Consider the following 11,544-nt stretch of genomic DNA (forward strand, 5'->3'; position numbering starts at 1 on the left):
TGAGGCGAGGGGCCGGGGGCCGGCTCGCCGAGCATCCGGGCCCTCAGATGTCCTGACTCCGGGCCGGGGGCCCGGCCACCCGCACGAGAGGCCGATCAGAGCGACCTGCGAAGCCCCCAGGCGCATCAGATCGCTACGCGCTCCTCCCGTCTCAGCGTCCGACGACCGTCCGGGGCTGATGCCTACACCAGAGGCCGAAAAGACCAGCCCAGGGAGCCGACAGGCGCGACAGATCGCTACGCGCTCCTCATTTCTCAGCGTCCGACGGCCGTCTGGGGCTGGTCGTAGGCGGGTTCGACATTGGCGCGCACGCATGGTCCGCGAACTGCTCACCCTGGAACGGGCCATGCGCCCGTGGCACGATCCCCCGTAGGCCGGAACCTCGCCGAGGTCCTGGCGCCGGTCGGCAAGGGGAGCTGACATGGGCGTACCGACAGTCCTGACCGACGAGCAGATCGCCGAGAACCTGGACGGCCTGCCGGGCTGGGAGCGCAAGGGCGACGAGATCACACGCACCTACGAGATCCGATACCACGCCGCCGTGGCAGCCATCGTCACCATCGCCGACCGGTCCAGGCGCATCCAGCACCACGCCGACCTGGACCTGCGGATCGACCACCTGCGGGCGACGATCACCACCCACGACGCCGGGTACCGTCTCACCGCAGCCGACTTCGACCTCGCCCACCGCATCGACGCGATCGTCGCCGCCCATCAGTCCCTCCCCCTGGACTGATCCACCCTGCCTCTCTCCCGCACTGCTCTGATCGTCATTTGGCACAGGCATCAGCCCCGGACGGCCTGGGTGGCCAAGTTCAGTTGCGGGTCTCCTCTTGGCGGTCTTTCACCAGGGCGGGGTCAGTAGGCTGGCCGAATGATTCGGACGGTCGTTCTGGACATCGGCGAGACGCTCACCCGGGACGACCGGTACTGGGCGGCCTGGGCCGACTGGCTCGGTGTGCCCCGCCATACGCTTTCCGCGCTGGTCGGTGCCGTGGTCGTCGACGGCAGGGACAACGCGGACGCGATCCGCATGCTGCGCCCTGACGTCGACATCGCCGCCGAATACGCCGCCCGGGACGCCGCCGGTCTCGGCGAGCGGCTTGACGAGGCGGACCTCTACGAGGACGTCCGGCCGGCATTGGCCGCACTTCGCGCTGCCGGGGTGCGTGTCGTCATCGCGGGGAACCAGAGCCGGTTGGCGGGGGACCTGCTGCGGGCGCTCGACCTGCCGGCGGATCTGGTCGCCACCTCGGGTGAATGGGGTGTGGCGAAGCCTGCGGAAGAGTTCTTCGCACGGGTACTGGAGGTGTCGGGCAGTCCTGCGGACGAGACGTTGTACGTCGGCGACCATCCGGCCAATGACATCCATCCGGCACGGGCGGCGGGTCTGAGGACCGCGCACCTGCGACGTGGGCCCTGGGGGCACTGGTGGGCTGACGACCCCGAGGTGAGGGCCGCTGCGGACTGGTCCATCGAGTCCCTCGTGGAACTGTCCGACATCGTCAAACAGTAGGTACACCCCTCTGGTTGAGCACTACGGTGCACACATGGCCGACCACATCGGGCAGCGCATCGCCTCACGGCGCCGGGCCCGGCGCATGACGCAAGCCGACCTCGCCCGAGAGGCGCACGTCTCGCTTTCGATGGTCAAGGCGTGCGAGCGGGGCGTCCGCGTGCCCGGTGCGTCGACGCTGGAGGCGCTCGCGGCCGCGCTCGGCGTGGATGCGTCTCGTCTCGACCCCGCGTACGCCGGGACAAGTCGCCGCGTCCACGCCGCACTCCCCGCGATCTCTGCTGCCATCGCCGGATACGAGTACGCCCTCGGCCCACCGCAGGGCACGCTCAGTCAGATCCGCAGCGAAGTCGATGAGGCAGTCGGATGGCGCCTCGCCGCCCAGTACGCGCTGATCGCCGACCGGGCACCCCGGCTGCTGGGGGAAGCTCTGGCTCATCTGCACCGTGGCATCCACAGCGGCGAAGCCGCACGGCTTGTCGTTGCAGCCGCCAGGGCGGCGGACGCTGTGGCCTACAAGTACGGGGCACACGACCTCTCGGCCAGGCTGATCGACGTGATGCGGTGGGCAGCCCTCCGGGTCGACGACCCCGACGTCTCCGCCACCGTCGCCTACGTCCGCGCCGAGACCTTCCTCGCCGCCCAAGCCCATCGAGCCGGGCAGATCATGCTGGAACACGCGCTGGACGCGGCACCCCTGTCGACTGCCGCGCTGGGCGCGCTGCACATGCGGACCGCTGTCGTGGCGGCGCGCGCAGGCGACCCTGACGCCGCGTACGACCACTTGCAGGAAGCTCGGACGCTCGCGGACCGCTTTCCGGAAGGCATCCATCTCGGCACCGCGTTCGGACCGTCCAGCGTCCGCATCCACGAGGCGGCACTTGCCGTCAGCCTGGGCCGGGATCACATCGGCCGCGCCCTCGACGTTGCCCGTGACTGGAGTCCGGGCGACGAAATCCCGGCGGAGCGCCGGTCCGGATTCTGGATCGAGGTGGCACGGGCACAGCTGTGGTCGGGAGACCCGGACCATGCGTTCAAGTCCCTCAGAACGGCCCGCCGGCACGCACCACAGCATGTGCGCCAGCACCTCTGGGCCTGCGAGGACATCGGAACGATCCGTCGTCTCAAGCGCACGGATGCCGAGTCCTTGACCTCGTACGCCGAGTGGATCGGCGCGGTCTGAACAAGCCTCTAGAGGAATACACGATGTGTTCCTTGCGGGTCTTGCCGCAGCGCACCATCTGTCTGCCCCACCACTCAGGCAGATGAGAGGGATCGTGACCATGGACATCAGACTTCACGGTGAAACCTGTCGGGCATGCGGCGAAGCCCGACCGAAGGCTGTGCCGACGCTCAGCCAGAACCTCGCCGACCGGGCCCTTGCCGGCTGGCAGCGCTTCCTCAGCTCCTTCAAGGAGTCGGCCAATGAGTGAGTGCTACGAGTACGTCCCCCATCGCCTCCTGCGCCGTCGTGTCCGCGACATCGCCTCTGGCACCGAAGGCGTGTTGATGGCGGTGATCAACGAGAACGTCTCCGACACCGGCATCGAACGCTGGATGGAGCTCGCCTACATCCGCAATGCCTCCGGTCGCGAATTCACCACCGCCATCGCCAACGTCGAACCCGCCTACGACCAGCCCCAGACGGCCGCCGGCCGCCGGCCGCCGAGATCAGAGGAGCGCGTAGCGATCTGTCGCGCCTCTCGGCTCCCTGGGCTGGTCTTTTCGTCCTCTGGTACAGGCATCAGCCCCGGACGGTCGTCGGACGCTGAGATGGGAGGAGCGCGTAGCGATCTGACGCGCCCGCCTACCCCCTGAGGTGCTCTGTTCGGCCTCTCGTGCGGGTAGTCGCGCACCCGGCCCGGGGGCACGACATCTGACGGCCCGTATGCGTGGTGTGCCGGCGCCCGGCCCCTCGCCTCGTCTCCGACGGAACCGCTTCTCGCTTCTCTCCCCCTGTGACCGTTCCTTTTGGGGGTTTCCCGGCAGTCTTTCGGCATTCCGGGGCGGGTCGGCCTGTCAAGGGTCGCCGAAGGCGATCGCGAAGCGACGCGACCGCAGGGAGCGCCCTTGACAGGACGGCCCGAACCGGAAGGACGATGGGACTGACGGGAAACCCCCAAACCCTCCCCGATCCCGCCCGAGGGGATCCCGCCCCCCAGCCCACCGGCCCGCAGACGAGGGGGCGGGTGGGCAAACACCGCCCGACCCCACCCCCTCGCGGGGGAGACAGCCGGCCCGCGCCGCAAGCCGCGTACGCCTACCGCCGACGCGACCGCCACAGCAGGTACGCCGCCGTGGCCGCGCCCGCCGTGCGGGCCAGGGTGGGCCAGAGGGACTGGAAGGACGGGCCGACCTGGTCGGAGGGGATGGGGGTGCCCCAGTTGCCGGCGGCGCGGCCCCAGAGCCAGAGCATGGCCAGGGTGAAGACGGCTGCGGGCAGGCCGAGCAGGACCCACTTGCGCTCGCGGGGGCCGAGCACGCGCGAGGCGTACGCCACCAGTGCGCCGGCGCCGAGGAGCAGCCAGTACCCGGTGAGCGCCCCCGCCAGGAGCAGTACCGCCGCCAGTACGAGGAACGCGTGCGGGCGGGGCCTGGGTTCCCCCTCCGGGGCGGCGGCCTTCCTCTTCTCGCGCCGGTCGCGGAGGAAGCGTACGAGGCCGCCCGCCGCGGCGGCCGGCCCGGCGGCGGGGTCCTGGGCGGCGTCCCGCTTCTCCTTCGCCGCCCGTTCCTCTTCCGCCTCCTCCCCGAAGAGGTCCGGGATCTCGATGCCGCCCGCGAAGCCCTCCACCTGCGGCCCCCGCCCCCTCCCGGAGGCGCCCGGGGACAGGCTCCACCAGTCGGGTTCGGCTCCGCCGGAGGGCCCGAGCTCGTCGAGCCCGGCCAGGTGCGGCGGGACGTTCCGCGGGAGGTCTTCGGCGGTGCGCTGGGTCGGAACGGCCGGGACGACCGGGTCGGCCGGGAGCACCGCCGGGGCCGTCGTCCCCCGGGCCGCCGCGCCCACCGTGTCGAGGACCTCCTCCGGCGTGCCGATGCGCTCCAGGATCCCGCGTACGGCCGCCGGGGTGTCGGGCTCGTACTTGGCGCGGCGGCGGTCGATCTCGTCCCGCAGCCCCGAGACCAGCCGCATCCGGTCACCGGACGACAGCTGCCGCCGGGCCGCCAAGTCCCCGACGCGGCTCAGATATTCGTAGACCAGATGGTCGCTCTCGATCGCCACGCCCCCGACGGTAGCGCGTGCGTCCGTGGAGCGGCCGACGGCGCAGCGGATACCGTTGGCCGGATGGGGACCGGCCGACGGTCCGGCCGGCGTGACCAGGAGGCGACCAACGTGCCCGAGGCAAGTACCGCTGCGGCGAACGCCCCGCGCTCCCTCGCCGAGGCGCTCCGCGCCCGCGACGACGTGGCGCTCACCGCCCTGCTGCACGCCCGCCCCGATCTGCTGAACCCGGTGCCGGGCGACGTCACCCAGCTGGCCACCCGCGCCGGCACCCGGGCGTCGGTGGTGCGCGCCCTGGACCGGCTGGACCGGTTCGCGCTCCAGACGGCCGAGGCCCTCGCGGTGGCCCCGGACCCGTGCCCGTACCCGGTGCTGGAGGAGCTGCTCACCGGCACCGGCTCGGGCGGCGAGAAGGCCGAGGACGCGGAGGGCGCCGAGGCGCGGACCGCGCTGCCCCGGGCCCTGGGGACGCTGCGGGACCAGGCCCTGGTGTGGGGGGACGACGACCGGCTGCGGCTGGTCCGCACCGCGCGGGAGCTGCTCGCCCCCTCCGCGCAGCGGCCCTCGCCGACGGGGCTGGGGCCGACGGTCGCCGAGGCGACGGCGGGCATGTCGCCGACCCGGATCCAGGAGATCGTCGCGGCGGCCGGGCTGCCGGCGACGCACGACCCGGTGTCGGCGGTGGCGGCGCTGACCGGGCTGTTCACCGACCCGGAGCGGATGTCGGCGCTGCTGGACGGGGCTCCGGCGGAGGCGCACCAGGTGCTGGGGCGGCTCGTGTGGGGGCCGCCGTACGGGGAGGTGACGCCGGAGCCGACGGCGCCGGTGCGCTGGCTGCGCGACCGGGGGCTGTTGCTGCCGGCTTCGGCGCGGACGGTCGTACTGCCGAGGGAGGTGGCGCTGCACCTGCGGGGCGGGCTCGCGCACCGGCGTACGGAGCCGCTCGCACCGGTGGTCGGCGTGCACCGGGAGCACCGTCCACAGCTTGTGGACTCGAACGCGGCCGGGCAGGCGCTGGCGGCGCTGGCGACCGTCGAGGAGCTGGTGAAGTCCTGGGAGCACGCGGGCCCGCTGGTGCTGCGGGCGGGCGGGCTGGCGGTGCGGGACCTGAAGCGGACGGCGGCGGCGCTGGACACGGCGGAGCCGGAGGCGGCGTTCTGGGTGGAGCTGGCGTACGCGGCGGGGCTGCTGGCCAGTGACGGGGAGGCCGACGAGCGGTACGCGCCGACGCCCGCGTTCGACGACTGGCGGGAGCTGCCGCCCGCGGAGCGGTGGGCGGCGCTGGCGGCGGCGTGGCTGCCGGCGACGCGTACGCCGGGGCTGGTCGGGGAGCAGGACACGAAGGGGCGGACGCTGTCGGCGCTGGGCCCGGACCTGGACCGTTCGGCGGCGCCGGAGGTGCGGCGGCGGGTCCTGGACCTGGTCGGGGAGCTGCCGGAGGGCGGGGTGCCCGATCCGGAGGCGGTGCTGGAGCGGCTGGCGTGGGAGCGGCCGGCGCGCGGTACGAGCGATCTGCGGGCCCGGCTCGCGCGGTGGGCGCTGCACGAGGCCGAGGTGCTGGGGGTGACGGGGCGGGGTGCGCTCAGCGCGTTCGGGCGGGCGCTGCTGGAGCACGGGGATCCGGCGGGGCTGCTGGCGCCGCTGCTGCCGGAGCCGGTGGACCACGTGCTGCTGCAGGCGGACCTGACGGCGGTGGCGCCGGGGCCGCTGCTGCGTCCGCTGGCGGAGATGCTGGCGGTGCTCGCGGAGGTGGAGTCCAAGGGCGGGGCGACGGTGTACCGGTTCACTCCGGGTTCGGTGCGGCGGGCGCTGGACTCGGGGCAGGCGGCGTCGGACCTGCACGCGTTCCTCTCCGAGCACAGCCGGACGCCGGTGCCGCAGCCGCTGGCGTACCTGATCGACGACGTGGCGCGGCGGCACGGGCACCTGCGGGTGGGGGCGGCGTCCTCGTACGTGCGCTGCGACGACGACGCGATGCTGGGGGAGATCCTGGCCGACCGGCGGTCTGCTGCCCTGGGGCTGCGGCGGCTCGCGCCGACGGTGCTGGCGGCGCAGGCGGACCCGGCGGCCCTGCTGGACGGGCTGCGGGCGCTGGGGTACGCCCCGGCGGCGGAGTCCCGTACCGGTGACGTGCTGGTGGCGCGGGCCGACGCGCACCGCACCCCGGCGCGTTCGGCGCCGGTGCCGGTGCCGGACGGGCCTCCGGTGCCGGACGCGACGCTGCTGGGCGCGGCGGTACGGGCGATCCGTGCGGGCGACCTGGCGGCGACGGCGGTCCGCAAGGAGCCGGCGGCCGCGTCGTCGTCGGGGGTTCCGGGGGAGCTGCCGCGTACGAGCGCGGCGGAGACCCTGGCGACGGTGCAGGCGGCGGCGCTGACGGGGTCGGCGGTGTGGATCGGGTACGTGAACGCGGACGGGGCGGCGAGCCAGCGGGTCATCGCCCCGGTGCGGGTGGAGGGCGGCTTCGTCACGGGGTACGACCACACGGCGGACGAGGTCCGCACGTACGCCCTGCACCGGATCACGGGGGTGGCGGAACTGGCGGAGGACCAGGTCTGAGCGGCGCCGGGCAGGCGCGGAAAACCGCTGGTGGCCGGCCACGTCGACCGGGCACCCTGACGGCATGTCCGAAGCAACGCCCGCGGCCCCGACCGAAACCCCCCGCCACCGGATCCGTGCCGCCCACACCGCCACCACCGTCACCGTCTACCAGGCCTACGCCCCGCACCTCGGCGTGCCCGCGGCCCGTGACGGGCGGTTCCCGGCGGCGTGGAAGCGGGAGCGGATGACGTGGATCAAGCCGTCGTTCCTGTGGATGATGTACCGCTGCGGCTGGGCCGCCAAGGCCGACCAGGAGACCGTCCTGGCGGTCGAGATCAGCCGCGAGGGCTTCGACCGGGCCCTCGCCCAGGCCTGCCTGTCGCACTACGTGCCCGGCGTCCACGCGGACCGCGAGGCGTGGAAGGCGTCCCTGGCCGGCTCCCCGGCGCGGGTGCAGTGGGACCCGGAGCGGGACCTCCACCTGAACGCCCTGCCCCACCGGTCCCTGCAGCTGGGCCTGTCGGGGCCGGCGTCACGGGCGTACGCCGACGAGTGGACGGTGTCGATCCGCGACGTCACCCCGCTGGCCCGGGAGATCCACGGCCTGGTCCGCGCGGGCGACCTCGACTCCGCCCGCGCGCTGCTCCCGGCCGAGACCCCCTACCCGGCGGGCCCGCTGCCTCACCTGGGCGCGTAGTCGACCAGCCCGGTCCCGAACGGCCACACCTCGCTCAGCCACGCGCTGACCGTCCGGTACACGACGGCGTCGAGGTGCGCCCGGTCCGCGCGCACCCAGGAGCTGACGTGGACCCGCCCGGCCTGTTCCTTCGACGGGTAGACGTACAGGCAGCCGATGACGTCCTCGTCGCCTTCCAGCACGCTGTACGTGAACCCGCGCCGCTCGGCGAAGTCCCGCGCGTGCCGTTCCAGGTCGGCCAGGTTCGCCTCGGCGGACATCCCCTCCGGCGGCGGCCAGTGGCGGCCCGCGAAGCCGGGTGTGGCCCGGACGTGCGCGATGCTCCCGCTCCAGGCGGCGAGGTCCCGCGCGTTGTGCTCCGCCCCGAGGGGCTCCAGCCGGAATCCGTCACCGTCGAGCACGCGCGGCACGTCGAAGCCGTCGGGCACGAAGGACTGCTGATCTCCACTCATGCCCGGAAGGTACGCCGCGCCGTCGGGCGGCGTCAGCGGGTTTTCCCCGGCCCGGGAGCGGTCCGGCCCCCGCCCGCGGCGGGATGCGGCACACTGGAGGTTTGACCGGATGCAAACGAGGTGCCGTGCGTGAATGGTCCACTGATCGTCCAAAGCGACAAGACGCTCCTTCTTGAGGTCGACCACGAGCTCGCCGGTGCCGCTCGGCGGGCCATCGCCCCCTTCGCCGAGCTGGAGCGGGCGCCCGAGCACATCCACACCTACCGGATCACCCCGCTCGGGCTGTGGAACGCCCGTGCCGCCGGGCACGACGCCGAGCAGGTCGTCGACGCGCTCGTCGAGTTCTCCCGCTATCCCGTCCCGCACGCGCTGCTGGTCGACGTCGCCGAGACCATGTCCCGCTACGGGCGGCTGACGCTGTCCAAGCACCCTGTGCACGGGCTGGTGCTGACGAGCACGGACCGGCCGGTGCTGGAGGAGATCCTGCGTTCGAAGCGGATCACCCCGCTGGTCGGGGCGCGGATCGACGCCGACACCGTGGCCGTGCACCCGTCGGAGCGCGGGCAGATCAAGCAGACGCTGCTGAAGCTGGGCTGGCCGGCCGAGGACCTCGCCGGGTACGTGGACGGCGAGGCGCACCCGATCGAGCTGGAGGAGAACGGCTGGGCGCTGCGCCCCTACCAGGCGCAGGCCGTGGAGGGCTTCTGGCACGGCGGTTCGGGCGTGGTCGTGCTGCCGTGCGGCGCGGGCAAGACGCTGGTCGGGGCCGGTGCGATGGCCAAGGCGAAGGCGACGACGCTGATCCTGGTCACCAACACCGTCTCGGCGCGGCAGTGGAAGCACGAGCTGGTCAAGCGGACCTCGCTGACGGAGGAGGAGATCGGCGAGTACTCGGGTACGCGCAAGGAGATCCGGCCGGTCACGATCGCCACCTACCAGGTGCTGACGACCAAGCGGAAGGGCGTCTACCCGCACCTGGAGCTGTTCGACTCCCGCGACTGGGGGCTGATCCTGTACGACGAGGTGCACCTGCTGCCGGCGCCGGTGTTCAAGTTCACCGCCGACCTGCAGGCGCGGCGGCGGCTCGGCCTGACGGCCACTCTGGTCCGTGAGGACGGGCGGGAGTCCGACGTGTTCTCCCTCATCGGGCCGAAGCGGTTCGACGCTCCGTGGAAGGAGATCGAGGCGCAGGGCTACATCGCGCCGGCCGACTGCGTCGAGGTCCGCGTCAACCTGACCGAGTCGGAGCGGCTCGCGTACGCGACCGCCGAGACCGAGGAGAAGTACCGCTTCTGCGCGACGACGGCGACGAAGCGGAAGGTGACGGAGGCTCTGGTGCGCAAGCACCGGGGCGAGCAGACCCTGGTCATCGGGCAGTACATCGACCAGCTCGACGAGCTCGGCGAGCACCTGGACGCGCCCGTCATCAAGGGCGAGACCTCGAACGCGCAGCGGGAGAAGCTCTTCGACGCGTTCCGCGAGGGCGAGATCAACGTGCTGGTCGTCTCGAAGGTCGCGAACTTCTCGATCGACCTGCCGGAGGCGACCGTCGCCATCCAGGTGTCGGGCACCTTCGGTTCCCGGCAGGAGGAGGCGCAGCGCCTCGGCCGGGTACTGCGTCCGAAGGCGGACGGGCACGAGGCCCGCTTCTACTCGGTGGTGGCGCGGGACACGATCGACCAGGACTTCGCCGCGCACCGCCAGCGCTTCCTGGCGGAGCAGGGCTACGCCTACCGGATCATGGACGCGGACGAGCTCCTGGCGTCCGACTGACCTGCGCGTCGGCGGGCGGCCGCGGGGCCGGGATGCGGGCCGCCGGCCGGTGGTGGCGGGTGCGGCGGCGGTGGGCCGCGCCCGTCAGGGCGGTGAGGAGCGGTACGGCCCACACCCACAGGTGCGGCCACTCCCGCAGCAGGGCCCGGCCGGTCACCGGGACGTGGTGGGCCCAGAAGTCGGCGGAGGCCTCCGGGAGCACCAGCAGGCCGAGCAGGGCGGTGCCGGCGAGCCCGGCCAGGGCGGTCAGGGCGGCCCGGACGCGCCGGGTCAGCAGCAGGTACGGGATGAGCAGCGCCGGGGTCAGGGTGATCCCGGCGGCGACGCCCAGCGCGAAGCCCTTGCCGAGGGCGGCGCGCGGCCGGCCGAGGTCCCAGACGGCGAGGCAGGCGAGCGCCAGGTTGATCTGGCCGGGCAGCGGGCTCTGGAACAGCGGCTCCAGCCACAGCCCGGCGATGGTGGCGGCCAGGACCGGGCCCCGCCGGGCCCGTACTCCCGCGAGCCGGCAGGAGAGCACGATCAGCAGGGCGAGCAGGCCGGCGTTCCCGAGGACGAGGACGGCCTTGAGCACACCCGCCGGAAGCCAGGCGGCGGGCGTGAAGAGGATCGCGGCGAAGGGCGGATAGGCGCTGGGCGGGTGCCACTCGGCGGCGGAGAAGCCGCTGAGGACGGCGTCGGCCGTCGGGATGCGCAGGGCGATGCACAGGACGCCCAGAGCGAGCAGCGAGCCTGTGACCAGCACAGCTGCGAGTGGCGGGGGTGGGGAAGCGGAAGCGGGGCTGCGGGTCACGCGCGTGACCCTAGTGGATCAGCGCACGGCTACCGCCGGGTTCAGGCCAAGGCCTTGCACTCCCCGTGCGGGGAGGGTCTTCGCGCGGGGCGTCAGCGGCGTATGACGCCCGCGTCCTCGGCGTACTCGCCGAGGACGACCACGCTCATGGCGGCAGCGGCGAAGACCTTCGCGGCGCGCAGGACATCGCCGACGCGGTGGCGCGGACGGTGGTCGGAGGTGGCGGTGGCCCCGCTCGGGAGGCCGCCCTGGACCGGGGAGAAGGTTGCGGTGCTCATGTCTCCATGGTGCGTTTTTCCCCCTCCGCGCACATCGCCCTCGGGACGGAACCCGCAGCCCTCCCGTGTCCTCCTCGCGGCCCATGGCATCCCCTAGTGGCTCTGCCGAAGGTCTGACACTCCCGGGTATGACACCCGTACGGGGGTACTGCCCCCTCGGGACTTCCGGCCCCCCAATCCATTCGCGCCGCCGCGCCCCGCTGACTACAATCTCCGCTCTTGCCGCCTCCCGCCGTCCCATCGGGGAGAGCCGCCTTCCGGCCGGAAACCGGGGGCT

General features: G+C 73.2%; 11 protein-coding genes and 1 pseudogene. 8 read left to right on the top strand and 4 right to left on the bottom strand.

The window, feature by feature from the left end; translation table 11 throughout:
- Positions 1–421: 421 nt before the first annotated feature.
- The 5 genes and pseudogenes from ACQKM2_RS37260 to ACQKM2_RS37280 form a co-directional block, all read left to right on the top strand.
- On the top strand, positions 422–736 hold the full coding sequence (locus ACQKM2_RS37260) for a 4a-hydroxytetrahydrobiopterin dehydratase (RefSeq protein WP_427717735.1): 315 nt from the start codon (positions 422–424) through the stop codon (positions 734–736).
- A 138-nt stretch (positions 737–874) separates the two neighbouring features.
- Complete coding sequence (locus ACQKM2_RS37265) at positions 875–1,516, top strand: HAD family hydrolase (protein WP_427717737.1); 642 nt, start codon at positions 875–877, stop codon at positions 1,514–1,516.
- 34 nt (positions 1,517–1,550) lie between these two features.
- Complete coding sequence (locus ACQKM2_RS37270; RefSeq protein ID WP_427717740.1) at positions 1,551–2,699, top strand: helix-turn-helix domain-containing protein; 1,149 nt, start codon at positions 1,551–1,553, stop codon at positions 2,697–2,699.
- 94 nt (positions 2,700–2,793) lie between these two features.
- A complete protein-coding gene (locus ACQKM2_RS37275; RefSeq protein ID WP_427717742.1) occupies positions 2,794–2,949 on the top strand; it encodes a hypothetical protein in 156 nt (51 codons plus the stop codon).
- A pseudogene (locus tag ACQKM2_RS37280) lies at positions 2,942–3,190 on the top strand (hypothetical protein); the annotation flags it as partial. The gene ACQKM2_RS37275 and the pseudogene ACQKM2_RS37280, both read left to right, overlap by 8 nt.
- A gap of 586 nt (positions 3,191–3,776) precedes the next feature.
- Here ACQKM2_RS37280 and ACQKM2_RS37285 read toward each other — a convergent pair.
- The gene (locus tag ACQKM2_RS37285; protein ID WP_427717744.1) at positions 3,777–4,736 is read right to left on the bottom strand and encodes a hypothetical protein; all 960 of its coding nucleotides are present in this window, start codon (positions 4,734–4,736) and stop codon (positions 3,777–3,779) included.
- Here ACQKM2_RS37285 and ACQKM2_RS37290 point away from each other — a divergent pair.
- Both ACQKM2_RS37290 and ACQKM2_RS37295 read left to right on the top strand, forming a co-directional pair.
- Positions 4,716–7,295, top strand: coding sequence for a helicase-associated domain-containing protein (locus ACQKM2_RS37290; RefSeq protein ID WP_427717745.1), 2,580 nt, complete (start codon positions 4,716–4,718; stop codon positions 7,293–7,295). The two genes, ACQKM2_RS37285 and ACQKM2_RS37290, sit on opposite strands and share 21 nt — an antisense overlap.
- Positions 7,296–7,359: 64 nt before the next feature.
- Complete coding sequence (locus ACQKM2_RS37295; protein WP_427717748.1) at positions 7,360–7,974, top strand: DUF4291 domain-containing protein; 615 nt, start codon at positions 7,360–7,362, stop codon at positions 7,972–7,974.
- Here the strand turns inward: ACQKM2_RS37295 and ACQKM2_RS37300 are convergent.
- Positions 7,959–8,426 (bottom strand): GNAT family N-acetyltransferase, encoded by a 468-nt coding sequence (locus ACQKM2_RS37300; protein ID WP_427717750.1) that lies wholly within the window; start codon positions 8,424–8,426, stop codon positions 7,959–7,961. The two genes, ACQKM2_RS37295 and ACQKM2_RS37300, sit on opposite strands and share 16 nt — an antisense overlap.
- A gap of 129 nt (positions 8,427–8,555) precedes the next feature.
- Here ACQKM2_RS37300 and ACQKM2_RS37305 point away from each other — a divergent pair, with 129 nt between their 5' ends.
- Positions 8,556–10,199 (top strand): DNA repair helicase XPB, encoded by a 1,644-nt coding sequence (locus tag ACQKM2_RS37305; protein WP_427717752.1) that lies wholly within the window; start codon positions 8,556–8,558, stop codon positions 10,197–10,199.
- Here the strand turns inward: ACQKM2_RS37305 and ACQKM2_RS37310 are convergent.
- Positions 10,165–10,941, bottom strand: coding sequence for a glycosyltransferase family 87 protein (locus tag ACQKM2_RS37310; protein WP_427717755.1), 777 nt, complete (start codon positions 10,939–10,941; stop codon positions 10,165–10,167). The genes ACQKM2_RS37305 and ACQKM2_RS37310 overlap by 35 nt on opposite strands.
- A gap of 140 nt (positions 10,942–11,081) precedes the next feature.
- Positions 11,082–11,267: a hypothetical protein gene (locus ACQKM2_RS37315; RefSeq protein ID WP_427717757.1), complete on the bottom strand. Its 186-nt coding sequence runs from the start codon at positions 11,265–11,267 to the stop codon at positions 11,082–11,084.
- Positions 11,268–11,544: the final 277 nt, after the last annotated feature.

This window comes from Streptomyces sp. NPDC004126 (assembly GCF_050275515.1).
Classification (GTDB): domain Bacteria; phylum Actinomycetota; class Actinomycetes; order Streptomycetales; family Streptomycetaceae; genus Streptomyces.

Bases quoted from the DNA above. Each gene is read 5' to 3' on its own strand.
- ACQKM2_RS37260 (WP_427717735.1), top strand. From the start codon at position 422: ATGGGCGTACCGACAGTCCTGACCGACGAGCAGATCGCCGAGAACCTG.
- ACQKM2_RS37265 (WP_427717737.1), top strand. From the start codon at position 875: ATGATTCGGACGGTCGTTCTGGACATCGGCGAGACGCTCACCCGGGAC.
- ACQKM2_RS37270 (WP_427717740.1), top strand. From the start codon at position 1,551: ATGGCCGACCACATCGGGCAGCGCATCGCCTCACGGCGCCGGGCCCGG.
- ACQKM2_RS37290 (WP_427717745.1), top strand. From the start codon at position 4,716: ATGGTCGCTCTCGATCGCCACGCCCCCGACGGTAGCGCGTGCGTCCGT.
- ACQKM2_RS37295 (WP_427717748.1), top strand. From the start codon at position 7,360: ATGTCCGAAGCAACGCCCGCGGCCCCGACCGAAACCCCCCGCCACCGG.
- ACQKM2_RS37300 (WP_427717750.1), bottom strand. From the start codon at position 8,426: ATGAGTGGAGATCAGCAGTCCTTCGTGCCCGACGGCTTCGACGTGCCG.
- ACQKM2_RS37315 (WP_427717757.1), bottom strand. From the start codon at position 11,267: ATGAGCACCGCAACCTTCTCCCCGGTCCAGGGCGGCCTCCCGAGCGGG.